Source organism: Paenibacillus sp. FSL P2-0322, from assembly GCF_037975315.1.
GTDB lineage: Bacteria > Bacillota > Bacilli > Paenibacillales > Paenibacillaceae > Paenibacillus > Paenibacillus polymyxa_B.
This window is the reverse complement of the sequence record NZ_CP150243.1, coordinates 229764-255611: the sequence shown is the minus strand read 5'-3', so window position 1 is coordinate 255611 and position 25848 is coordinate 229764. Positions and strand designations below refer to the sequence as shown.

The 25848-nt window shown below is 43.7% G+C and carries 19 protein-coding genes; 6 read left to right on the top strand and 13 right to left on the bottom strand.

Annotation, left to right across the window (positions count from 1 at the left end; translation table 11 throughout):
- Nucleotides 1-47: 47 nt before the first annotated feature.
- A complete protein-coding gene (locus MKY24_RS01125; protein WP_254349142.1) occupies nt 48-1037 on the top strand; it encodes a zinc-binding dehydrogenase in 990 nt (329 codons plus the stop codon).
- Nucleotides 1038-1125: 88 nt separating this feature from the next.
- On the opposite strand, the gene MKY24_RS01120 is transcribed toward MKY24_RS01125, so the two are convergent.
- The 3 genes from MKY24_RS01120 to MKY24_RS01110 all read right to left on the bottom strand — a co-directional run bounded on the left by MKY24_RS01120 (nt 1126) and on the right by MKY24_RS01110 (nt 6134).
- Nucleotides 1126-2517, bottom strand: coding sequence for an MATE family efflux transporter (locus MKY24_RS01120; RefSeq protein WP_053324395.1), 1392 nt, complete (start codon nt 2515-2517; stop codon nt 1126-1128).
- Nucleotides 2518-2792: 275 nt separating this feature from the next.
- The gene (locus MKY24_RS01115) at nt 2793-4163 is read right to left on the bottom strand and encodes an MFS transporter (protein WP_023986522.1); all 1371 of its coding nucleotides are present in this window, start codon (nt 4161-4163) and stop codon (nt 2793-2795) included.
- A 27-nt stretch (nt 4164-4190) separates the two neighbouring features.
- Nucleotides 4191-6134 carry a beta-L-arabinofuranosidase domain-containing protein gene (locus MKY24_RS01110; RefSeq protein WP_053324394.1) on the bottom strand — a complete coding sequence of 648 codons (1944 nt, stop codon included), beginning with the start codon at nt 6132-6134 and terminating at the stop codon, nt 4191-4193.
- Between the two features lie 192 nt (nt 6135-6326).
- Here MKY24_RS01110 and MKY24_RS01105 point away from each other — a divergent pair, with 192 nt between their 5' ends.
- Both MKY24_RS01105 and MKY24_RS01100 read left to right on the top strand, forming a co-directional pair.
- A complete protein-coding gene (locus tag MKY24_RS01105) occupies nt 6327-7202 on the top strand; it encodes a helix-turn-helix transcriptional regulator (RefSeq protein ID WP_339201250.1) in 876 nt (291 codons plus the stop codon).
- 110 nt (nt 7203-7312) lie between these two features.
- Complete coding sequence (locus MKY24_RS01100; RefSeq protein WP_053324393.1) at nt 7313-8710, top strand: phytase; 1398 nt, start codon at nt 7313-7315, stop codon at nt 8708-8710.
- A gap of 102 nt (nt 8711-8812) precedes the next feature.
- Here MKY24_RS01100 and MKY24_RS01095 read toward each other — a convergent pair whose 3' ends face one another.
- The 8 genes from MKY24_RS01095 to MKY24_RS01060 all read right to left on the bottom strand — a co-directional run bounded on the left by MKY24_RS01095 (nt 8813) and on the right by MKY24_RS01060 (nt 21180).
- Complete coding sequence (locus MKY24_RS01095; protein WP_339201249.1) at nt 8813-12562, bottom strand: alpha-L-arabinofuranosidase C-terminal domain-containing protein; 3750 nt, start codon at nt 12560-12562, stop codon at nt 8813-8815.
- A 258-nt stretch (nt 12563-12820) separates the two neighbouring features.
- Nucleotides 12821-13825: an SPFH domain-containing protein gene (locus MKY24_RS01090; RefSeq protein ID WP_339201247.1), complete on the bottom strand. Its 1005-nt coding sequence runs from the start codon at nt 13823-13825 to the stop codon at nt 12821-12823.
- Nucleotides 13826-13965: 140 nt separating this feature from the next.
- Nucleotides 13966-14760 carry a TPM domain-containing protein gene (locus MKY24_RS01085; protein WP_023986507.1) on the bottom strand — a complete coding sequence of 265 codons (795 nt, stop codon included), beginning with the start codon at nt 14758-14760 and terminating at the stop codon, nt 13966-13968.
- Entirely contained in the window at nt 14757-15791 is a 1035-nt protein-coding gene (locus tag MKY24_RS01080) for a hypothetical protein (protein ID WP_023986506.1), read from the bottom strand. The genes MKY24_RS01085 and MKY24_RS01080 overlap by 4 nt, the downstream gene beginning before the upstream one ends.
- 26 nt (nt 15792-15817) lie before the next feature.
- Nucleotides 15818-16477, bottom strand: coding sequence for a PspA/IM30 family protein (locus tag MKY24_RS01075; protein WP_339201246.1), 660 nt, complete (start codon nt 16475-16477; stop codon nt 15818-15820).
- 183 nt (nt 16478-16660) lie between these two features.
- The gene (locus tag MKY24_RS01070) at nt 16661-17503 is read right to left on the bottom strand and encodes an aldo/keto reductase (protein WP_068938377.1); all 843 of its coding nucleotides are present in this window, start codon (nt 17501-17503) and stop codon (nt 16661-16663) included.
- Between the two features lie 275 nt (nt 17504-17778).
- On the bottom strand, nt 17779-20163 hold the full coding sequence (locus MKY24_RS01065; protein ID WP_068938378.1) for a phosphoketolase family protein: 2385 nt from the start codon (nt 20161-20163) through the stop codon (nt 17779-17781).
- Nucleotides 20164-20457: 294 nt separating this feature from the next.
- Nucleotides 20458-21180 carry a GntR family transcriptional regulator gene (locus MKY24_RS01060; protein ID WP_068938379.1) on the bottom strand — a complete coding sequence of 241 codons (723 nt, stop codon included), beginning with the start codon at nt 21178-21180 and terminating at the stop codon, nt 20458-20460.
- Between the two features lie 352 nt (nt 21181-21532).
- On the opposite strand from MKY24_RS01060, the gene MKY24_RS01055 reads away from it, so the two are divergent.
- On the top strand, nt 21533-22684 hold the full coding sequence (locus MKY24_RS01055) for a glycosyltransferase (protein ID WP_023986501.1): 1152 nt from the start codon (nt 21533-21535) through the stop codon (nt 22682-22684).
- Nucleotides 22685-22906: 222 nt separating this feature from the next.
- On the opposite strand, the gene MKY24_RS01050 is transcribed toward MKY24_RS01055, so the two are convergent.
- Nucleotides 22907-23464, bottom strand: coding sequence for a PadR family transcriptional regulator (locus MKY24_RS01050; protein ID WP_023986500.1), 558 nt, complete (start codon nt 23462-23464; stop codon nt 22907-22909).
- 284 nt (nt 23465-23748) lie between these two features.
- Between MKY24_RS01050 and MKY24_RS01045 the strand changes: the two genes are divergently transcribed.
- The gene (locus tag MKY24_RS01045; protein ID WP_023986499.1) at nt 23749-24222 is read left to right on the top strand and encodes a hypothetical protein; all 474 of its coding nucleotides are present in this window, start codon (nt 23749-23751) and stop codon (nt 24220-24222) included.
- Nucleotides 24223-24517: 295 nt separating this feature from the next.
- Here MKY24_RS01045 and MKY24_RS01040 read toward each other — a convergent pair whose 3' ends face one another.
- Nucleotides 24518-25165 (bottom strand): NAD(P)H-dependent oxidoreductase, encoded by a 648-nt coding sequence (locus MKY24_RS01040; RefSeq protein ID WP_023986498.1) that lies wholly within the window; start codon nt 25163-25165, stop codon nt 24518-24520.
- 175 nt (nt 25166-25340) lie between these two features.
- Here MKY24_RS01040 and MKY24_RS01035 point away from each other — a divergent pair, with 175 nt between their 5' ends.
- Nucleotides 25341-25688, top strand: coding sequence for a helix-turn-helix domain-containing protein (locus MKY24_RS01035; RefSeq protein ID WP_034094951.1), 348 nt, complete (start codon nt 25341-25343; stop codon nt 25686-25688).
- Nucleotides 25689-25848: the final 160 nt, after the last annotated feature.

Genomic DNA, 25848 nt, shown 5'->3' with positions numbered 1-25848 from the left:
AATATACATGCAATTGCATCTAAATTCGCACCACGGGAGGTTTTAAAATGAAAGCCGTGATACATGCCAGCAAAAATGGCCCTGAGGGTCTGATGTATACAGACGTTACGGACAGACAGCCAGGGCACGATGAGGTGAGAGTAAAACTCAAAGCCGCAGGCTTGAACCATCGGGACCTATTCCTCATGGCAGATCGAGCTGCCAACGATGCTCCACTCATTCTCGGATCGGATGGAGCAGGTGTGATTGAGGCTGTGGGTGCTAGTGTCCCAACCTCGCTGGTAGGCACCGATGTAATTATCAATCCCTGTATCGGATGGGAGAATACGCATCATGTTCCCTTGGTTCCAGCCATTCTGGGCGGACCTTCGGACGGGACATTCGCTGAATCGGTTATCATCCCCGTCCAAAATGCCGTCAGCAAGCCAGCATACCTTTCATGGGAAGAAGCAGGGGTACTGCCTTTGTCTGCTTTGACCGCTTATCGCGCGCTCTTCACAAGAGGCCAGTTACAGCAGGGTGAGCACGTCCTCATTCCCGGTATTGGCGGTGGTGTAGCCACGTATGCCATGCTTATGGCTTTAGCGGCAGGTGCACGGGTCACCGTCACATCACGCAGCGAAGCAAAGAGTCAGGCTGCCCTCGCCCATGGCGCTAATCATGCATTCGACAGCCATAGCGAATGGAAAGAAAGTATGAACGGAGACACTGTGGATCTGGTTCTTGACAGTATCGGTCCTGCTACATTCGATAAATATTTTGATATCCTCAAGCCGAACGGTCGGATCGTTACATTTGGCGCAAGCTCAGGAGATCGAGTAGAGATTCCGCTGCGGTCTATATTTTTCCCTCAAATCAGCATCATCGGCACCTCTATGGGCAGTGGCGAGGAATTCGCAGCTATGCTTCAGTTTATGGAGCGCCATGCACTCCATCCGATTATAGATAGCGTATTTCCTCTACAAGACACACCGCAAGCCTTCCACCGTATGCAGCAGGGAGCGCAGTTAGGCAATATAGGAATCAGGATGGAGTAAGGGGTCTGAACGAAGTATAGGAATAGAAAAAAATCCACTACCGTAAAATGCCTTCATCCAGAAGTCAATTTTATGGTAGTGGACCTATTCAGTCGATCAAACGATGCTGGACCCATTTGTTGCCGCGGAAGCGCCAAAGGAAAACGATCCCTCGCACGCCCCATTCAATATCCATAGCCAACCAGACACCAACAATCCCCAGATTGAAGACTATGCCCAAAATATATCCAAGCACCACCCGACATAACCACATGGACAGCATCGAGGTGAGGGACGTAAATTTCGAATCACCTGCTGCTCTAAGCGCAGAGGGTGTAATAAAGGCTATGGACCAGAGCGGAATCTGGGCCAACGTATTAATCAGAATGACAACAAAAATGTCATCTACGATTTCGGCAGGCGGATGAAATAGCCCCACCATCGGCTCAAACAAAGGCATCAGGATTAATCCCATTACAATAAACGAACAAGACGACAGCCAAATAAACGATTTGGTAAACTTCCGGGCATCCGCGACATTTCGACGCCCCATGCATTGACCGACCACAGTTACAATCGTAAGAGCCAAAGCATTTGCAGGGATTTGGAACACATTAGCTAGGGATGAGCAAATGGCATTGGTCGCCAACGCATTTGTCCCCAGGCTCACAATGAAAATTTGGGTTAAAATTTTGCCCCCATTAAAAAACATCTGTTCCGCTGCAAAGGGAAGCCCGATAAACAGAATCTTTTTAAGCATAGCCAGATTAAAATAAAGCATATCTCTAAGCTGAACACGCAAGTCATCATCTACCCTGACCAAATAGATCAGCGCGCATACTGCTCCTGCATATCTGGACACATTGACGGCAATCGTCATGCCCAGCACACCCATATCCAATACATTAATGAATACCACATTAAGAAGCACATACGAGAGGTTCATGATGAGCGAAAGAGCCAGCGATGCCCTCGTCTTCCCAATGCCCCTCAGCGCCCCACACACTGCCTCAACGATTGCAATCCCCACAAAAGACATACAGCTTCCCAGCAGATATACCTTACCGTTAGCTAATACATCTGGCGAGGCCGAACCAAACAGAACACTTAAAATCGGATTGTACAAAACCATCATAAACAAACTGATACATAAGGCCAGCAAGGAAACGGAGGAAATGGTGCCGGATGCAGCTTTAGAGACCATGAGGTCGTTACCGCTCCCCTTATACTGTGCCACGACAACCGTTCCCCCGGTAGACACTGCAACAAACACATTAATCAGAAAAATATTCAAAGAATCGATCATATTTACAGCACTGACTGCCGCCATCCCCGACGAGCTAATCATTGCCGTGTTCACCAAATTAAGACCCACAATAAAAGCCTGATCAATCAGAAGCGGGATAAACAGCGCAATAATCTGTCGATAATCAATAGACTCTCCTGAAAAATGCTTATTCAGAAAGCCATGTGTTCTCATCCTTACACTCAGTTGACTCATATCATCACATTCTTTTTCTCAAATTGAAAAAAACCCTTCAACAGAAGAGCCTTCATGGCGAAAAAATGTATAAAGTTGCAAGGCTAGATGTGTCTAGTTCTTGATTCTGTACACTTTTCTCTACATAGAAGTATTGCTCCAAAAGAAAATCCTGTCAATGGCTTTACTCACATTTGAATAGAAAAAAACAAAAAAACCTGCTCAGCTCAGCGAACAGGTTTTGGAGCAGCATTATAATGTTTTAATATATCATTAAACCCTTGTTAAAAGAATGTCTATGATCTTCTCGCAATTAAATCTTGTTGGATAGAAGCTTCATTCTTTTCGAATTTTTTATAAAAAAACATAGGAATGATTCCGATCAAGAAGACGATAAATGGCAGCCAGATAAAGCTAAACTGAATGCCGGACAACGCCGTAGGGGTTTGAACTTTCCCAGCGATATAACCGGTGCTGCCCATGATCCATGCTGGCAATAATCCGCCGATTCCGCTACCCGCTTTTATACAGAATGCGCTTCCAATCGAGGTCAGGAAACCACTTGCCCGAATACCATTTTTCCATTCCCCATAATCGACTGTATCTGACAACATCGCAAACGGCATAGAACATGCAAAGCCTGATCCTAACGCACCAATAATCCAGCCGATAATAATGAGGGTTAAGTCTGTACTTCCCATTAAAATCACGACTTGACCCAGCGCAGCTAATATCAATCCGATAATCATAATCGCATTTTTACTTAATTTTCTGGCGAAAAACGGAATCAGAACCATCGAGATCAACTGCAAGGAGGTCAGTCCATTGATTAAAGGCACTAAGTCCTTACTGTCCAGATTGTATTGCAGATAAAAGATTAGCGTTGCTGAACGAATATTCAAACCAATCCAGTAGCACAAGTTGGCAGCTACAACGAGCATCCATGGCCAGTTTCGTTTGATGGCTGTAAAGCTTTTAGCAATGGGAACGGATTTCGTTTTCACTGCTGCATTTTCTCGCAAATCGGCAAACGCTATGAAAAACATAATAATCGCCATGATTCCAAATAAAACGAGCGTTAAGGAAAATCCTTTTTGATCATTTCCCTGTCCAAAGAAAGCGACCAAAGGTAACGTAAACGTCGTGGCGATGAAGAAACCCACATTCCCCCCGACCATGCGGAAGGAGTTCAAGACTACGCGTTCATTAGAATTGGTGCTCAGATTAGGCAGAATAGACGTAATCGGCGTACTGATTCCGGTATAAAGGATACCTGCTATGATATACGTAATGGCGGCATATGCAATTTTGCCCGACTCACTCCAATTGGGTGTCGTAAACGTAAGGACCATGAACACAGCGAACGGAATAGCTAACCATAGAAAATAGGGTCTGCTCTGGCCGTATTTCGACTTGGTTCGGTCAATCAGGATGCCCCAAATCGGGGCATCAATGGCATCGATAAAACGGGTGATAAATAGTAATGTCCCGGCAATCCCGATAGAAAGACCGAATACATCTGTATAAAAATATAATAGATAACTGGAAATGACACAGTATAGTAGATTGCCTGCTGTATCCGTTAATGAATAGCTGATTTTACGATGAAAAGGAACGGTACTTGCTGCCTTTTCCGGTGATTCCGTACTCACAATTCTCGTACTCATGATCTTTCCTCTCCCCATGCGAATGAATTATGATTCATAAACCCATACACGCATTTCCCCTTTAGCCCGATTGCACCAGGCGTAGTAAGGAATGGCGGTAATTTGTTGAGGAACAAATTCAGGAGGCTCCGAGCTATATAATGCGTTCGAATTTTTTACCCGGTATCCCTCTATGGTCAACTTTACAATGCCACCCAGCAGGTTTTCGCTGAACTCTTCCGTAATGAGGCTATCCTTCGTCAATCTTAATCCTGCCAAATTCGCTCCATTATCCACTTCTTCCAGACAGAACACGACTGGGCCGCGTTGGAGAGCAATTTGCTGCTGGTTCATGGAGACAAGTGGATTGCTCCGAATGCGCTCAACTGGCATAGCCAAATGCAGAGTTACCACATCTCCGTCCTTCCAAGTACGCTGAATCTCGATATAGCCATTTTCCAGATGGTCTAATGACATAGCTTCCCCATTCACCTTCACCTCTGCCTGCTTGCACCAACCCGGAATCCGCAGTGCCCATTTGAAGGAAGTCGGCTCTGTTACGTGGATCGAAAAGGTTAGATCCGCATCCCATGGATAATGATGAGTTTGTGTAATTTCAACCTCATGACCAGATAAAGTCATGTTCACCTTGCTGGCAATATACAGATGCGTATACAACGTATCATCCGTTTGGGTGTACATATTGTCCTCAACCGATGCAATCATTCGTGCCAAATTGGGCGGACAGCAGGCGCAGAAGAACCATTTTTGCCGTTCTGTTTTTACATGCTCCTGATCTTTTCTGGATTTTTGAAAAGGATTAACCTCCAGCGGATTCACGTAGAAAAACCGTTTCCCGTCCAGGTCCATCCCACTAATCGTTCCGTTGTATAGCGCACGCTCCAAAACATCGGCATATTTCCGGTCTGGCGCTAAGCGCAGCATACGATTGGCCCAAAAGGCCAGCCCTACAGAGGCGCAGGTCTCACAGTACATGCTGTCATTGGGAAGATCGTGATGGCAAGTGAACGCTTCCGCGTTTACAGTAGAACCGATCCCTGCGGTGATGTACATTTTATGATTCGTTACATCATCCCACAGCGTTTCACAGGCTTGTAACAGGGAAGCATCCCCTGTTTTCGCGGCCAAGTCCGCCATCGCAATATACAGATACACCGCTCTCACCGCATGGCCGACTGCCTCTTTTTGTTCCCGCACAGGTTGGTGTGCTTGCTGGTATTCGAAGCCTAAGCCAAAATTAATGTTGTTATCATCATTCCAGGTGGGCTCTGTTTGAATATGTTTTCTCTTTTCTTGTTCCTCTGCAAAGTAAATAGGATGCTGTCCCCGCTGTTCAATAAAATATTGCGCTAATTTGAGATATTGATCCTTTGCAGTTACGTCGTATAATTTGATCAAGGCCAGCTCAATTTCTTCATGTCCCGGGTAGCCTTTCCGTTTCCCTTCTTCCGTACCAAAAATCTGCTGAATCAGGTCTACGTATTTCTCCATAATGTGAAGAAACTTCGTTTTTCCCGTCGTTTCATAATAAGCAACAGCCGCTTCTATAAAATGCCCTGCACAATACAGCTCATGATTATCTCTTAGGTTCGTCCAGCGATTATTGGGTTCCTTCAGCAGATAGTACGTATTCAGATACCCATCCTCAGCTTGAGCTCTTCCCAACAATTCAATTACTTCATCAGCCCGCTCTTCAAGCGCAGGATTCGGATGATCCCTTAAGCTAAAGGCAACTGTCTCCAGCCATTTGGCAATGTCACTGTCCTGGAAAACGGTTCCATAATACTCCCCACTGGATTCCCCGGCTGCAATCCTAAAGTTTTCAATCGCATGACTGGGTTCTGTATCTGGTAATTCATCATTTAATGCTTTCCACTGATAAGGAATAACCTCTTCCGCCACAACCTGCTTATACTTTTTCCAAAATAAATCATCAATGATGACATGCTTAACTGGCTTTGCCGTTTTCATTGGATAAACATCCCTTCCTGGAAATAGAACGCTTTCATTTTTGAAAAAATAAGGATAAAGTAATGATAATATCGTACAAGCTAACCTGAGCTCCCCTTGCTACGTCCTTATTTTATCAACCTGAATTTATAAAAAAAATCGCGATCTTTAACTAAAACTTATACGATTTCACACACAAAGGAGCTGGCTTCCATGAGCAAAACAGACTTTCTATCATTCCTTGTCCCTCCGCTGCCTTATTTCATTGAGGGGAATTTTACTACATATCAAAAAGGGGATTGGCACCCGAATAGGTATAATCTGGGTTATTTTGACGTAATAATCATTAAAGAAGGATTGCTGCACATTGGCGAAGAGGACGAAGTGTGGAAGGTAACTGAAAATTACGCTCTCATTCTTGAACCGGATAAACATCATTTTCCCATTGAGGCATGTACAGAACAAACCTCCTTTTACTGGTTCCATTTTCAAACCAATAGCATGTGGTGCGCACAATCCTCGCACAATCCTATTATACCCAGCACCCCCATTCCCGAGCTGCATTTTCATTCAGAACATACGACCATTCATTTGCCCAAAATTCAAAAAGTGGTGAATCCGCATGAGCTATTTTCGAAATTAGACTATTTACTAGCCTCTACTTTAAAACCTAGAAAGCTGGCACTATGGGAGGCCCAACAGACGTTTGTGAATGTTTTTCAGAGTTTGGAGTATGATCAGAATAATAAAGACAGCTCCTCTAAGTTGGCGGAACAGATCGAAATATACCTAAAACAGAATTACAAAAATACAATCACTAATAAAGATTTGGAGACCCATTTTCACGTACATCAGAACTATCTCGCCAGATGTATGAAGGTCGCCTTCCAGCGCACACCGCTTGAGTATTTAATGGATTATCGCCTGGATCAAGGACGCAGTCTTTTGCTGCAAACCGACTGGTCTGTCCAACAAATTACCGAGGAAACAGGATTCTCCCAAGCAAGCTATTTCTCCAAATGCTTTAAAGAAAAGTTCGGAATGTCTCCAAAGAATTACAGACAACAATACTGGAAGCCAGTCCATTGAATGCTTACACCGCCTTTACATTCCTTTTACATTTTCATTGTATCCTTTTGATATTCTCGCTTTATACTGAGTCGGTTATATCATTTTCACTTCAGAAAAGGGGCATACATATGAAGTCAACTAAACTCGCATTATTAGCCATTTTAACAGGGATTCTGGTATCACCAGAACTGACCCATGCGGCAGACATTCAGCCATCCGGGTATGCACCACTACGAGCACAGGCAGATAAAATGGGGGCGACAATTACATGGGACAGTGATGACCAGTCTGTTTTGGTCAAACTGAAAAATGGCATTGTCGGGACCTTTACAGTGGGTGAGAAGCAATATCGTCTAGCTGGACTAACCGGAAAAGCGGACCGGGAAATTAAAATAGTGAATGGAAATGTATATCTTCCTACAAAACTTCTTACAGCGCTTGAAGCAGAGAACAGCAAATATGCAGATCCTAAGGACGCAGTTCCCACCTATAAAGTAATCCCCTCTGCCGAAACAGAAGCTGTGGAAGATGGAGAAGACGCAGCCGACGACCCTGCAATCTGGCTCAACCCGGTCGATCCGGAGAAAAGTAGAATTTTAGCAACCAATAAAGGCGGCGGGATTTTAGTCTATGATCTGGAAGGCAAGCAACTGCAAAACATGAAGGTCGGAAAAATGAATAACGTGGATCTTCGTTACGGTTTCACGTTGGGCGGCAAAAAAATTGATATCGCAGGGGCAACCAATCGAACCAACAACACGATCGATATCTTTGCCATTGACGGTGCATCAGGAAAGCTGACCAACGTGGTTGGCAAACCCATTAAAGCATCTATGAAAGAAGTGTACGGATTCAGCTTATACCATAGCCTCAAGACAGATAAATTTTACGCGCTCGTGTTGGGCAAAGAGGGTGAATTTGAACAATATGAGCTGACTGATGACGGAAGTGGCAAAATTGCAGGTAAGCTTGTCCGCCAGTTCAAGCTAGATACGCAATCTGAGGGCATGGTTGCTGATGATGAATATGGTACGATCTACATCGCTGAAGAGGATTACGCCATTTGGAAGTATAGTGCCGAGCCAGACGGTTCATCCGAGCCGCTGCGACGTGTTGATATTGCAGATGGGCGTAGACTCCACGATGACATAGAAGGACTTACATTGTATTACGGTAAAGATGGCAAGGGGTATCTCATGGCCTCCAGTCAAGGAAACAGCAGCTATGCGATCTATGAACGACAAGGCGACAATGCATATATAAGCAACTTTACGATCAGCGCGAGCCCTACCGTTGACGGTACGTCTGTCACAGACGGTATTGATGTTCTTGGCTACGGATTAGGCAAGAATTTCCCTCATGGTATCTTCGTTGCACAAGATGACGAAAATCTTCAAAACGGCAAAAAGTTAAATCAGAACTTTAAAATGGTGCCTTGGGAGCGAATCGCTACGGGAGCCCCTACTCCGCTAACGATAGACGATGGCATCAACCCGCGTGAATTAGTAAACAGAAGCACGCAGTAATGCCCTTCGGGGAAATCAACTCAACATTCCGACTCTATTCATAGAAAAAAAGGGGTGTTCCAAAAGCCATAAAACGGCTGCTTGGGACACCCCTTTTTGTTTTTAAGCAGGAAAAGGTTTAAGATCCAGCACCAGCACATTCACCGAGTTAGCTGGTAAGTACAAAAGGACAGAATTCGTATCAAGCGTGATCTGCTGTTCGGTAGGCACTACCTTCTCGTCATTCTTCTTGTTCACGTTAGGTACATGAACAAGCGAGGAATCGCCGGTTAGTGTAACCAGCTTAGCGATGGACTCAACACTCAAATCTTGTAGATTCAGCTGTATTACCTTATCTACGTTGTCAGCATTCACCAGCTTCACGTATACATGCTCAGCATCTTGGGTTACCGAGTTGAACACGTCTCTGTTGTAAGCCTCCAGCTTGTAGTCCAGCACTTTGCTGGTTGTTTCGCCGTCGGTGTATGAGCAAATCAGATTACTGCCCGTTTCACCGCCGTAGTTCACTGTTATGGTGTAGTCCGTGTTGTCAGCCAACTCTTCATAGCTAGCTGCTCTCAAGTTACCTACCGCTGTACTGGAAGAGTAGTCACCCAATGTGTAGCCTTCTATGCCTTGCTTGTAAACCTTCACGCCGGTAGCCTTGCCGCCATAACCGATCGCGTATTCGACAACGTCCTTTTTCTCCGCAGAAATATCCGTGAGACCCGCACCCACATAAAAACCGTCCGTGCCGGAAATACGGGAAGCGACCACCTCTACCTTGTAATTGCTCCAGCTGTCGTTCAAGATGTACAGACCATTCAAACCGCTATCCTGAGCTTTGAGGACAAGCCCCTTGCCTTCCTCCACTGTAGAGCCCCCGGAACCGGGAATGACCTGCCAGGCCGAATTCAATTCCTGGGTAAAGTCTTGATCCAGCAAAACACTGCCGTCCTGGTTGGAAGTAACAGTCACACGCTTAATCATAACTTCGGCGTTGCCTGTCGCGATTTCAATTCCACCCTGAGGAATGAGATCCGTTGGCTTGCCGTTTTTGTAAGTAGAGAAAGAAGTGCTCAATACTTTATTCCCCAAATATTTAGCATACATTTGCTGTACATAGTAGTTCGGCGTAAACCACACCGTTTCGTCATCGAACCAGATGCAGTCTGGTGTCCATCTGTAGGTTCCATCTGTCAGCACCTTGTTAAACAGCGGTGCATAGGCAGCCAACCGAACGACATCGGCATTATTTTCGAAGCCCGTCATCACCGCTGCCTCTGCTACAGCGCCTGCTAATGTATTTTTATCCGTTGAGGCGTACTCTCCGACAAAAACCTTTGATGTTGCTTTCCAATTTATACTGCCGTCCACGTTATAAGCTCTGTAGTAGTAGTTATAGCGGTCCACGTTATTCAGCAGGTACTCGTTAGAACGATAATAATGCTCGTCTGCAATGGTGTCCATATAGTCCTTTTGCTTCTCATACCAGGTTACAGTTTCTTCCGTCACCTGGTTACCATCTGCAAAAGCAACCTTAGCCGAGCCCTTCATATTACCGCTCAGGAACTTCCAGCCCTGCTGATAGGCATCGTCGTCTGCTTGAGCGCCAACCGTGGAGATGATATGCAGCTCATAACCCGGATAGTTTTTCTCCATGTACTCATCAATCGACGTCTTGAACACTTCAAAGTTGGCAAAGAACTCTGTGCCCCAGTTCTCGTTACCCACACCCAAATAACGCAGATCGAACGGAGCTTCATGGCCCATTTTTTTACGCATAGCAGCCCATTCATTATGTTCAAAATCCACACTGATCGCAAAGTCGATCAGATCTGTAAAGTTCTTAATATAGTATTCTCTTAATGCGCCTCCAGCCGGATGAGCGTAATCGGAACGGGCTTGGCAGAGAACGCCACAGGCCATAACCGGAAGCGGAGCTGCATTCAGGTCTTCTGCCAACTGGAAATACTCCATATAACCAAGGCCCATGGTCATCATGTAGCCCCATACATTAAAGTTTTCCTTGCGCAGCTCGATATCCCCAATCGATTCCTTCCAATCGTATACGTTTTCCCATATAAACGAACCCTCGGAAATACAACCACCTGGAAACCGCAAAAACTTCGGATGCATGCCAACCAGTGCGTTCACCAAATCTTTTCTCAGTCGGTAGTTAGGATTTCCCTGGAAGTTAGCATGTGCCGATGGGGATTGCGCTTCCTCTCCTGCGCCCCATACATCTTGTGGGAATAAAGAAACCATATCAACCGAAATGTCCCCTTCAAATGTAAGCGCCAGCTGCCCGAGAACCGTAGCTGAGCCTGTCAGCACAAGTTTGGAATCGATGCCGTACTTCTTCCACGTGTTGCCACCTTCCACCTGTATCGTAACCGAATCACTAATAGCCTTTTCATTCGAGTCTTGCAGTTGCAGTGTGATTGCCCCCGCTGAATCGGCCTTCGCCCAGATGGTAAACTCATACTTGGCACCCTCTTGGATGGACATGGCACAATTCTGGTTAGAATCGGAAAAGCCCTTGTTCCGAATTGTTGCACCATCCGCTACCGTCACATAATAAGAGTTCACTTCTTTGTCTTTTGCGCCTAAAAACTCATTTAATCCACCGCTATGTTGTGGAGTCATCTTGTCCGTATCACCAGACCAGGCAAACAACGGGTTGCGGTTCCGTCCTGTAGAGCAGCCGCATTCACCGGAAGCATGGGAATACGTATCAAACTCGAAAGATTCAAAGGAGCGATTCTGAACGAGTTCTGCATAAATCCCGCCATCTGCCGCGTTATTGATATCTTCATAGAACAAGCCGTACATCACTTCGCTGACATCCAGTACTTCCTTATTTCCATGAATGGTCAGCGTGTACGGAGGCAGCTGTTCAGGAAGAACGGATACTTCAAAGCTTTCTTCAATCTGGCTTAAGCCCTTCATTAATAAAGCTGTGACGGTAACCCCTTGTGCAGAGGTAATCGCCTGCACCTGCCCATTGTCAGAGAGTATACTAGGTTGGCTGGATTTCCAGGTCACTTCTACTCTACCGCCCATCAGAACGGTTGGCAGAGATAAGTCCTTGGTCACAATCGTCGTTGGAAAGGACAAATATTTATCTCTAGCAAGCTTCACGATCTCTTCATCTGTCAACGAATCGCACATGACCTCAATGACTTCATCTGCCGACAAGCCTGCTTTATAAATTCTAAAGTCTGAAACGGAGCCGGCAAAGTCTACATCCGCCGCATGCTGGGAGCGACCGATAAAATTGTTGCTGTAGTTGGACGAGTCTGTAAACGTTTCGAACCATTTACGCAGCTTGGCATAGTTACCGCTGGAAGTTTGGCTGATGGAACCATCCGCTACCACTTCACCATTGACATATATCACCGGACCGGCACTGCTTAATGTGCCGCCTTCCGTGCCGATCACAGACAGGGCTATGTGCATCCACTCATCCCTGACAAAGCCTCTTCCCGGGTCTACGGACAAATCCGCCTCGGTGAAAAGGGTTCCGCGCAGATTCCGTGTCATGAACATATAGGGTCCTGTATGGGCTTTACCAAAGTCAAAGACACGTTCCCACATATCTGTGAATCTGCCGAAGTTGACCCAAGCAGTAACCGTCACACCGGTGTTATCGCTTACATCTTTGAATAGATCGGAAGGAAGCTGGATATACGATGTACCGTTGGGGCCACCCTCAAGCATCAAAGCTGCTCTACCAGTAGCATGGGAAATCGTAGGTGTTACTGTGCCTGAAGCAACCCCATCGTTACCTTGCCCTGAGCTATCTTTGCCGACGTTCTCTGCATCATCAAACTTGTAACGCGCAATGATTTGATCTTGGAATTTGGTCATCTTCGTTGCTCCTATACCTATAGTTTATTAATGTAATAACTAATTAATTAATATAAATACATACTATATAGCTATAGTACCTTATCCTGAGTACCTTTTTCAATCCAATAAATCGGATTTATGAAGAAAAAACTTGAACGAACTACATAAAAAAGCAGCCATCACAGAAGATACTCTGCGATAACTGCCTTTTGGCTTACAGGATTACTTGACCCAGTCGGAACTTTTCTGAAATAAAGAAGTTTGACCGTAGCTATGTTATCCGTTCAATTTTTGTCCACAATTCGGACAGAAGTTAGCTCCTTCGTTTTTTGTACCGCAATTCGGACAAAAATTGAGCTTTTTAGCGTCTCCAGATGAAGAGGGGGCAGCAGGTGTAGGCTGAGTCTCAGCCAAAGGCTTTGGGTTCGGGTTCGGGTTCGGGTTCAAATTTTTCATCATTTCATTTGCTATATTCATCCCCATCATCATACTCGCCATATCCGAAGCAGCACCGCCGCCTTTTACATTACCCGATGCAATCCCGTCCGTCATCGTCACTTGTTGGTACTTTTGCAGATTACCGATCATTTCATGAGAGGCTGTCTTCGTAATCATATCTTGGATTTCTTGAGGATAATTGAAGCTCATCACATGAAAGCCAGTAATCGTCATACCGTTGTCCATCACTTGCATATCCAGATCTTCTTGAATACCTTTTGAAATGTCAGAAGCATTCGCCTGCAGATTGAACATGTCCTTTCCTTCTCTGCTAATCCACTTCATCAATAACTGATCCAACACCGAAGTAATCCGTATTTTCACATCCTCAACGAGATAACTGTCCTTCACTCCGGCAATCTTATCGATGAGCGTAACATAATCGTTCACTTTAAAATTAAATGTGCCATTGGCACGAATCGGCATACCGCCTGGCAGCTGGGGGGTCGGGATCAGCACTGGATTCTGCGTCCCCCATTTGACCGTAAATTCCTTCGTATTAACGAATAAGACCTCTACCCTCATGCCACTGTTAAAACCAAATTTAAACCCTTTTAGTGTGGATAGAAATGGAATAATGTCAGAGTCCATGTTATACGACCCTTCATTCTCGAAAATACCCTCTATTTTGCCGTTATTTACAAAAATCGCATCTTGACCGGAGCGGATGATTAATTTACTGCCTTTTTTAATTTCACGGTTGCTCCACTTCCAGAAAATCATATCATCTCTAAATTCTTCCCATTCTACAACATTTGCAAATTGATTTCTGAAGAACCCCATACTGTATCCATCCTTTCAATTTAGGATTTTGCAAAATTCGATTCCAGTCGCTCCAAAGTGCAATATATAGACGAACTAGACCATTTCGATCTATATATTGTTCATTGAAAGTGCTTATTGGATTTTTACAAAATCCTCAGTTAAAATGATCCTCTGCTGCCGCTATGCGAATGACCGCCGCTGGTAGTTCCGCCACCACCGCCTGAGCTGCTGCTACTGCTGCTCTTTTCAATCTTCCGTTTCGTTGTCGTTGTGTGAAGATACTGATCTCGATGCTCCAGAACTCCTGAAGCGTTCGAATCCTCGTAGGTCTGCCGATTTACCGTAACCCGACCGCCAGAATTGGAAACCATCTTGCCCACGATCATCGCCGCCAATCCCAGGGCAACCGCCAAATGAAGCCAGCCCTTAAAAAATATACTGTCTGGATTCACCCCTGGACGGATGGCCAAATATTTGTGCGCACTCAGAATATACTTTTGAAATGCAAGCCCATAGTTGCCGTTCGTCAGGTCCGGGCTAATCTCATGGCGTATTTTAGTAAGCCTGTCATCATCCAGATACCGTTCTGCCTTATAAAATCCGGCCAAGTACACCTCTCTATTTCTCATATCCATCGTTAAAATGACCGCGTTCCCATGAGATCTGTCATACCCAGGGCCATGGTCATCATAAAAGTCCTGCGTCATTTTCATAACATCCATATTGTCGGGATTGAGAGTAGTATAAATAATAATGTCCGTTTCTCTTTCCGCTCCGTATTGATTAGCCATAGCGTTCAACACATCATACTCTTCCTGATTGAGCAGACCCGCTTCATCATAAATCAATGGCTTCATTTCTGTCGTTGCTGGTTCGCCCTTCATTTCCATAGGAACTGCCAGAAAAGCAGCAAAGAACAACAAAACGGCTATAATCGCTCTATGCTTTTTCAATAAAATCCCCCTCCCATCATCAACCAAGTGATTAATCTCAATGAAAAGAGAGTAATGCCGAAAATGCCTGCAAACCAAGCCGTCACTTTGAACTTGCTAATCGGAGGCTTACCGACTACCTTGCCCGTCTGTCCGTTCATAGCAAACGTATGCTCCAATTGATTATAGTCATAGTGTATGACCCACACCGGGAGCAGGACATAATCCGCTTGTTTTAATGTAGTATCAATTTGCTTTTCCGTATAACTCACGGCCGTATACTCTGACACCGTAGAATGAATATAAGCATCAATATATTCCTTCACTTTTTCTTTAACTCGCGGGAAAAGCTCTTCTTCGTTATAACTGTACTTCTCCGCAATATAACCTGCTAGATATGGCGTTTTAAAGGGTTTTAGCTGATCGTATGGAAAAGGCTCCAATTTATCCATCAGCTCATCGTTCATTTTCTCCGCAGCATCAATTGGAACCTTTACATAATTCAAACGAATTTTCCGATATACATCGAAATGCTTCGTTTCCGTATATTCGTAGTCTCCGCTCGTATAGGTTCTCACTTGGGTACCTTCACCTTGAACCTCAATTTTATTATGTAATTCATATAACCAGAAGGGCACATACATCCCGGTTATTCCCTTGATTCGGTCTGCTATCATGAACCGGTTCGGCGTCAGACGGCCATTCTTGCACCATTTTTTGAAAGCAGCTATGGCTTCTTCCTTACTGATTGAAAAAGGAATAACCTGCGCTGGAGCCAGCTTCCCAGTCAGTCGATCCCCGAGAACCACGGCAGAACCACAAAAACTGCACACCGTTGCACTCGTCTCCACTTCGGTCATAATCACTGCTCCGCAGTTATTACAATGATACTCATGGGCCTCATCTTCTGAAAAAATACGATTTATCAGAGGATCAGGAATAGATTCGATATTGTCCTCTCTTCCGCAACTATGACAGGATAACATCCCTGTCTCACCGTCAAAGACCATGCCGCTGCCGCAGTTTGGGCATTTGTATTCGATAACCGGCATCTGCTCACCTCTTCATGTAGATACTGTTATAATTCCTTATGGTTGATTTTTTCTTTGATCGCAGCCAGTTCATCTTCTGCATTCGTACTCTTCTCGTATTGTGCAAATAAAGCATCCAGGTCGTCCTTCGTTCCTGCCCGAAGCTCGGCTATAGCCATCGCTTCATCATACGCTCTGTTCACCTGTTCTTCCATAACTTCGAAAGCAGAATTCTTGCTGCCCATAGAGTTCAAGGTTTGCTGCGCTTTGGCAATCGCCATCTTCCCTTTAAGTTCAGCGCGCCGCGCTTCTAGTTGTCCCATATCGGACACCAACTTCTCCTGCATTTGTTTCATATTTACGGCGTTTGTCGAAGCTAAATCATAGGACGTTTGTAATTGTTCCAATTTCTCCGCCTGCAAACCTTTTCTCTCCAGAAACTTTCGAGCTTCCTCTTCATTACCAGCTTCCACAGACTTACTGGCATAATGCTGGAGCTTTTTGATTTCGGCTTTGCATTCATCCAGTGCTCTTTTTGCCCTTCTCTCATCAGCCAACACTGAGGCCGTCTCCGCTTTCACCTTGCCTAGATCACTGTTTAAATTCCGCATATAATCGTCAATGGTTCTCTCCGGGTCTCCCACCTTATCCACTAAGGCGTTAACATTCATTTTCATAATATCCCTAAACCTCGACAAAATTCCCATGATGACCTCCTTCGAAAGGACTACATTCCACCATATCATACATCAAATCCGGTAAAAAATGTTCATCATAGCTCTATATACTGGCCCACTGATCACTTTCGGATGTGTGTTCGTTTTATTATAAAAGCAAAGGGTCCAAAAACCCGCGACAGATTTTTGAACCCTTCTATTTATTGTTCCTGATTATAGTTCTTCATAGGACTTGGGGTCCTGACCCCATATCCGCCCATCCTCACTGCTAAATGCCGAAATCACGTTCATTTCCTCTGGAGACAACTCAAAATCAAAAATATCCAGATTCTCCGTTTGGTGTTTTAAAGAAGAGGCCTTAGGGATCGGGATCGCTCCAAGTTGGATATGCCAACGTAAAATCGCTTGTGTAGTCGTTTTACCATGAGCAGCAGCAATTTCCCCAATCTTTTCATTCTCCAGTATGCTGTGACCACGCCCCAAGGGGCTCCACGATTCGGTCACGATGCCCTGTTCAGCATCTTTTGCACGCTGGTGCTCCTGATTAAACAATGGATGCAATTCAACTTGATTGATGCTCGGGGCGACACCTGTTTCCCGAATTAAACGTTCATTATGCTCGGGCAGAAAATTGCAGACCCCGATGGAACGAATATAGCCCCTTTTCTTCGCCTCAATCAACGCCTGCCAGGCTTCAACATATCGATCAATTTGGGGATTCGGCCAATGGATCAGATAAAGATCATAATAGTCCAGACCTCCTCTATATAATGACTCTTCGATCGTTACAATGGCTTCTTGGTAAGCATGTCGGCGACCCGGTAGTTTGGAGCAAATCAACAATTCCTCTCTGGGCACAGAGCTCTGCCGGACCGCTTTCCCGACAGCCCCCTCATTTTCATAGTTGAACGCTGTGTCGATCAGACGGTAACCTGCATCAATTGCGCCGGTAATCGCCTGTACTCCATCTGCACCCTTAAATCCAACAGTCCCAAATCCAATGACGGGCACTTTAGTGCCATCATTCAATACCTTCTCCGGAATTTGATGGTTCATATTAACAGCCTCCTTTACTATTCTCATATACCATAACACCTCTTTAATCCTCAGGCAAAATATAGAAATTCATTTCGTTCCCTATATATGTATATACCCACTAGCTTGTAAATTCTCTACCAAGTTCTCTGTGTGCTAAATCAAAAAGCGCCTGATCCCCATTGAAATCATACTTGAAGTCAAGGGGTCAGGCACTTGTACCACTACCAAATCATATATTCCACTTCATGCTTGATGGCTTGGTTGTCCAACACAAAGTTGAAGTGTCTGTGTTTTTATTTCAAGCCTTTCCATACCCAGTTCTCTACCTCTGGCAAATCAATACCCTCTTCGCGAATGAATTGATGATGTTTCTTAACCGTAGCATCCATTTCATCCACAATGTTGGTGTACTTCTCAGCGTCAGGTAAGTTGAGGACAGCTTCCTTCACTAGATCGAAGCGATCCATCTGATTCAATACGCGCATATCAAATGGTGTCGTAATATCGCCATTCTCACGGTAACCATGTACATGCAAGTTATGGTTGTGACGATCAAAGAACAGATCTTTGATCAGACCTTCGTAACCATGGAAAGCGAAAACAACTGGCTTGTCTTTTGTGAAAAAATGATCAAACTCGGCGTCGGATAATCCACGCGGGTCTAGTTTTTGACTTCTCAGTTTCAGCAAATCTACCACGTTGATGTACCGAATCTTCAAGTCAGGCAGTTTTTCATGCAAAATGGAAATCGCAGCTAAACTTTCAATAGTTGGCTCTGTACCAGCAGAAGCAATGACAAGGTCAGGTTCTCCACCTTGATCTGTACTTGCCCAATCAATAATCTTCAACCCTTTGTCCACCAATTCTTTCGCTTCATCAGCACTAAACCATTGTGGACGTGGGTGTTTAGACGAAACAATCAAATTGATCTTTTGACGGTCATTTAAAATGGTGTCGAAAACAGCCAACAATGAATTGGCATCCGCTGGCAGATACTCCCGAATAAATTCTGGTTTTTTATCAGCCAAATGACCTAACAAACCTGGATCTTGGTGTGTATACCCATTATGATCCTGTTGGAACACTGTTGAGGTTGCTACGACATTCAATGATGGGATATCTGCACGCCATCCTTGATCCGTTGCTTTACGCAGCCACTTAAAGTGTTGGGTGATCATCGAGTCAACCACACGCAGGAAGGCTTCGTAACTTGCAAAGAAACCATGACGACCTGTTAATACATAACCTTCCAGCAGTCCTTCAGCTTGGTGTTCGGATAATTGAGAATCAATTACGCGGCCATAGGATGATAAGAATTCATCATTAGGTTCAATAATTTGGTCCATCCATTGGCGTTTGGTTACTTCAAAAACAGGAGCCAAGCGGTTAGACATCGTTTCATCCGGTCCGAAGATTCTGAAATTACGATTTTCTTCATTTAAAAGAACCACATCTTTAACGTATTTCCCTAAAACCGACATATCTTGCGCAATCACTTTACCAGGTACGGAATTATCCAGCGCATAGTTACGGAAATCCGGTAATTTCAAGTCTTTAATGAGGTTACCCGCATTCGCAACAGGGTTCATTCCCATACGTTTATCGCCTGTAGGCAGAATTTCAGCAAGCTCAGAGTTTAAACGACCGTTTTCGTCGAACAATTCCTCTGGTCTATAGCTATTCAGCCATTCTAACAAAGCAGGTGCGTGTTGCATATTCTTTTGATCAACCGGAATTGGAACCTGATGGGCACGGAATGAATTTTCATTCGGCACGTTGTCCCATTCCTTCGGACCTGTCCAGCCTTTAGGTGAACGGAATACAATCATCGGCCACGCCGGACGAGTAAGGTCATTATTTTCACGTGCATTCTTTTGAATAGCTTCAATCTTCTCGATGGCCGTATCCAATACTTTCGCCATTTCTGGATGCATGTGATCCGGATTTTCACCTTCAACAAAGAACGGCTCCCAACCCAAACCTTTAAAGTAGGAGGTCAATTCTTCTTTCGATTGACGAGACATAATCGTTGGGTTACTAATCTTAAAGCCATTCAAGTGCAAGATTGGCAGCACTGCACCATCCGTGATGGGGTTGATAAATCGGTTAGAGAACCACGAAGCGGCTAATGGGCCCGTTTCAGCTTCGCCATCACCAATAACAACAGCCGAAATCAGATCAGGATTATCCAGAATGGCACCTACACCATGAGAAAGGGAGTAACCTAATTCTCCACCTTCATGGATAGATCCAGGTGTTTCAGGAGCAGCATGTGAAGCAATACCGCCAGGGAAAGAGAATTGTTTGAACAATTTCTTCATACCTGGGATATCTTGCGTAATTTGTGGATAGATTTCAGTGTAACTACCATCCAGATAAGAATTTGAAACCATAACCTGGCCGCCGTGACCAGGACCTTCAATGTAAAGCATGCTCAAATCATATTTATTAATAACACGATTTAGATGTGCATAAATAAAGTTTTGACCCGGAATTGTGCCCCAGTGTCCAATAGGCTTAACTTTCACATCTGAATCTTTTAAAGGCTCTCTCAACAAAGGATTATCTTTTAAATAAAGCTGACCTACCGAAATGTAGTTCGTTGCACGCCAATATGCATCAAGTTTTTCCAAATATGTTTTAGATGAATAATCTGCTAACACGGGTGATAATGACATTGTGTCCACTCCCTAAGTAGTTTTGTTTGTAATTTATTTCCGGAAATTTCATCTACATGTCCATCATAACGCTACGCCAATTTAATTCAACCTTTTTCACAAGTGATACGGTCCAATTTTGTGAAATTTTGAACATACTATGAAATATAAATTAAAAAGACAGTAAAAAAGCTCTTACATTAAAATATATAGAAGTATAAACCAATAAAATTTGTAATAAACGAGGTAATTGCAGGCTTCAATCCTTTTTTCAAAACCATAAAAAAAAGACCGGAGAATTCTCCAGTCTTATCATTAGTGAACCGATACAAAGGTATTAAATTTCAAATATTTGTAATGAAATCGCATATGAGAAAACTCAAATGGCGTACCGTTATCTAAAAAGAACACACCTTCCATAATACCTACAGGCTCATTTTCATTTAAATGTAGCAGCTTTTGATCAGTCTCTTGAGACGGTTCTGCAAAAATGGATAAAAAAGATTTGGTGACGGCCAAGTTCCGCGAGTCTTCCAAATAATTAAAAATGGACCCCTCGATAATTGTCTGATTTAAATTCTGGACAATTTTAATGGGGATATAGCCCGTTTCAATCATAAAAGGATCATCATCAAACAGACGTAAGCGAACAATTTTGTAAACAAAATCATGAGTCTCCAAGAACAAATCGCGCTGTAACTCTTCTGTTGGCGGAATGACCTCAAAACTCAATACTTTGATCTTAGGCTTTTTACCATGCATTTGAAAATTATCAGTGACCCCTAGATTAGAGCCTTCGTAGTTAAAGATAGATTCATTTCTTATGTATAATGGATTAATAAATGTCCCGGAACCTTGTTTTTTGAAAATAATTCCGACATTCTCCATTTTAGTCAGAGCACGTTTAATTGAACTACGACTAACCTGGTACGTCTCACTAAGACTACGTTCATCTGGCAATCTCATATCCGCAAACTTTCCCGCAAAAATTTTCATCTTGAGATCGTCAATAATTTGCTTATAGACAAATTGTGTCATAAAGTACTCCTCTTTCAGGTCTTCTATAACTCTATATAGTTTACCATAACTTGCCCATTTCATCTCATGTTTGTTTCTGTTTGCTGAGCGGGCTTTCAGCGGATAGGAAGCGCCGTCGCTTTTACTTTACATCTCTATGCATAATACCATGATTACACATATATAACACCACTGAACGTACCTGCAAAACAGCAGAAAATACAGAACCCCCACCTTAGCATCAGTAATAAGACCAAGCCTGTTTCGAACCTTGAGGGATGTTTGACTAGACCAGGCTAAAATCCTTGAATACATTGTTATTATTCATCTTGTTCAAACGTTTTCTAATAAGAATGGTGGGGGGGAGATCATATTGGCTATCCGCTACAGCGTCATCATTCCAACCTATAATCGAGCCCAGCAATTGTTGCTCACACTCGCTTCATTTGAGACACAAACCTATCCAAAGCAACTATTCGAAGTCATTGTAGCTGATGACGGTTCTACAGACGGAACGAAAGAAATGGTCGAAGGCTTCAAAGCATCCTATCCTCTTATCTATGTGTCACATCAGGAACAACGCGGTCGATCTGCCGTTCGAAATTTGGGACTGCGCCGTGCAAAAGGGCTATACATCATCTTCTGCGACGCTGACTTTGTAGTATTACCGGAATTCATTAGGATCGTGAGCCGTTATCACCGTAAATATCCCAAGTCTGTGCTCTCAGGCATTCCTCACTCATGGGACGATGCTTTTACCCATTATTACCCTGACTTTTCTCCTGAAGAAAAAGAACAATGTCGCAACATACTTACGCAGTCCAACTTATGGAATGCTGACTATGAAGCAGCGAACGAAATTACTCCAATCATAACCCCTGAAGATATCCTTCACCAAACGGGTGCACTGTCTAAAGTAGTTAGTCCCACAAGAGTCCCCCCCAATACGCAGAAACAATTTGCCACAACGGATGTCGCTCCCTGGATGCTGCTGGTTACTCGTTGTGTAGCCATCAGACGCAGTCACTTGATTCGTATTGGAGGTTTTAATGAACGGTTTGTGCTGTATGGACTCGAAGACTGGGACCTTGGCTATAGACTGCATCGCTTGAAGATCCCTTTTTATTGCATCAAAGAGGTGGTCGGATATCATCAGGAACATCCAACCTATCTCAGAGGTAACGTTTTAAATACAGAAAATCTGAGAATCATGTATGAAACTTACGGATTCAATGACTCCTCGTTAAATTTATTTGCCCTTATCCCTCCATCCGAGGATTTTGAGACCTACAAAAATACGTTGCGGGTATTGCGCAGGGGATTCCGCTCTAGGTTAACACGCTCATCAGCACTGTTATTAAGAAGAACATTACGCATTGCAGCCAAACAGTTCTACGATCAAAGCCATACTCATGCATACAAAAAATCATTACACTTGATAAAAAAGAAAGCAGAGAACCGGAAAAGTCGAGTCGCTCACGTGTTACGAGAAATGCTGGTGAAGTCTGAAAAGCTGGTGGAATAATAGTTACTCATTTACAGCGTACAAAATCGTGTGTATTGCATCCTCCTTACGGGATAAAAAAACTCCTCCATAAAGGTGCGAGCCCAACTTGGCAAGCAGCTTTATGAAGGAGGAGTCGCCATGTCCGGAGATAACGACAAGAATTGTCGTTACTAGTTTACTATTCCTCTGATAGTCCAGCATGCTTTCTGATTATTCATTACATATGAATTTTACCAACTGCTAAGAACTCAATATTTTAATGCTATCATCGCACCAGCTAATTAAACTGCTAAACTGACTTTTACCATAGCTCATTGTGATCATCCAATATTTGTGATTATGGTCTTTATGCTCTACGTTGATAAGCCAACGTTCAAGTTCTTCAAAAATATGCAAGCTTTCCACTAGCTTTTCTTTATACTCCTGTATGTGCTTTATAATCGTTTCAGGCGAAGAATTCCCGCCAAAAAACACCCTCAACAGCAGCTCATTTTTTTTAAGCATCACCACATGCTCCATGGGCTGAGAAAGCCAGTCTGACAACGTCTGCCTTCCCTGATCGGTAATGCTGTAGAGTTTCTTGTCAGGCTTTCCTTTCTGTCGAATAACCTCGACTGCAATATCTTTTCGATCCAGTAGCTCTGCCAGGCTGGGATAGATCTGACCATAGTTCTCATTCCAAAAGTAACTAGTGCTTTGCTCCATATGTTGCTTTATATCATAACCGGTATGAGGACCCAGACTCAGAATGCCTAATACCGCAAACATTGTATTGGTTTTTCCTGACTGTCTCGCCATTATATATTGTGCCTCCTGTTACCTCTAGCAAGTCTCCGTAGTATGTCATGCTTTCATTAGACTAGACATAATTATAGCCCATTTAAACTAGCTTCACATCTCTCTATATATTATTTAAATATATATTATTATAATAATTAGTGTTGACAGGGGTTTATCATCGTTTTATATTAACGATATCAACAAAATACCAATGAGCTTGCCAAGCTGAAGCCTTGGATACAGATATCATAAAGAATTCCAAGACATCGCTTGGTTAAATCTTAATAAGGAGATATCAGACCATGACCATGATCAGTGTAAATTATCCCGCAGGCCGCATAACGCTTGAACAGCGCCGTCTTTTGGCAGAAGGTTTGACGGATGCAGTTCTCGTTCCAGAGGTAGGTCAATATTGTCCGCCAGCAAGAGAAGGGTTTCAGGTCCATTTCAACGAACGTCCAATAGATTACATGGCAATTGGTGGGCAATTGCTGTCGGATCAGCCAGAACGTGATGTAATTACTGTCAATGTTCTGGTGATGGATGGTGACTGGCCTAACGACGTTCGCAAAAAAGTGCTTGAGAATATTCTTGGCAGTTTGACTAAAGTACTTGGTGTACCGGAACCATCCCCAACTTGGTGGGTATCCTTCCAGGTCATTGAAGAAGGCAGCTGGGGTTCTCGCGGCAGCGTGCTCTCCATTCTAGACCTGCTGGATTCAGGAGTCTTTACTGAGGAGAAAATTAAGGCTATCAAGCAAAATATTACACGGTAATGCGTGGAATTTGGCATTTCTAAAGATTGGAGGAGCATTCATATCTTGTCGGCTAGAGGATACGGGAAACACCGGGAAATCTCCTGACGTGGTGGCTAAGGCAAGTTACAAACCGGCAACTGACGTCTTAAACCTTCTGCGGTATCCAGTAGGAGAACCATCCAAAAGGTTATATCTTTAGCAGTAACAAGCTTATAACTTAGCACAGTGTAATATGTCCATATGTCCAAACGAAAGAACACCCATAAGGGTGTTCTTCATTTTTCCAAAGAAACATCCTGCAGTTTACGTAATCTTAATGGCTAGCCAAATCATGCTCCAAAGCTTGAAGAGAAAGGCTATCCCTCGTACTGCCTCCCTCTCCCGGTCTCATATCAAAAATACGATCGACAAATCGATTGACATCCAGCAGCATTGCTTTTCGTTCCTCCAAGGTTACACGCGGCACCGAGTAAAGAAGCTTAATCTCGGCATCCGAAAACTTGGCGAACCCAAACAAATTATCGTTAGCCGCGTAGAGCATATCTTTCTGACGTGATATGCGAATATAATCTTCTGAAGATCCTGTTGTAAAAATCGAGTAGGCTCTCTTGCCCTCAAGCCCATATACACCATCAGAAGAGCGTATGAGTCCTGTTGTGAACACTCTATCTATATATCCTTTAATAACAGCGGGAAATCCGCCCCACCATACCGGTGAAATAATAATCAAGGCATCTGCCCACAATAAATCCTCCTGTTCTTTTACTATCTCCTCTGGCAATACGTTAGTGACCTTAGCCTCTAAATCCTTTAAGCCTGCCGTCGGATTAAATGACATTTGAATTAAGTCTTTTACCTTAACATTCGCCCCTCGTACGTTTAAATGAGCGATCACCTGCTCCAAAATCGCTTTGTTAAAGCTCTTAGCATAAGGGTGACCGTATAAAATATTAATGTTCATCTTCTTCGCCCCCAGAATATTTTCAGATGGCTTGTCAAAGCTTTAATGCTAATGTAATGTTAAGCCAATGGTATCGAAACAACAAGTAGGCATATTTATAGTATATACTATCAAAAATCATACTAATTGATTTCATAGGACTTTCTGGAATACAAACGATGAGGAGATGGCACAAATGAGTGAAAATCTGAATTATTTTACAGATTGCCCCTTAACAAAGGTTCAGAAAATCATTGGCGGCAAATGGAAAATAGTGATTTTATGGTTTCTGTCCCGTGGTACCCGAAGATTCGGTGAAATTAAACGCGCCTTTCCTGATATCACACAAGCGATGTTAACCAAGCAGCTAAGAGAATTAGAAGAAGACGGGTTTGTGCATCGCGAAATATTCAGAGAAATCCCTCCCCGGGTTGAATACTCGCTAACAGCTCACGGAGCAAATTTCGTCCCCATATTGCGCAGTATGTATGATTGGGGGGAGGTTCATCTGGAGCACTCGAAAATTAGATGCGTTGAAAAATAGCGATTAAATATACATCCCTTCCTGCCTAGCGTGATCAGACTTTCATCCCTATGTTATAAGTCCATACCAAGTGCATAATGAAAACCCACTATGACCAATTTTGTCAAAGTGGGTTTAATCCTGTTGATATTCATCTTGTCATGTTTATATTCAGTCATGT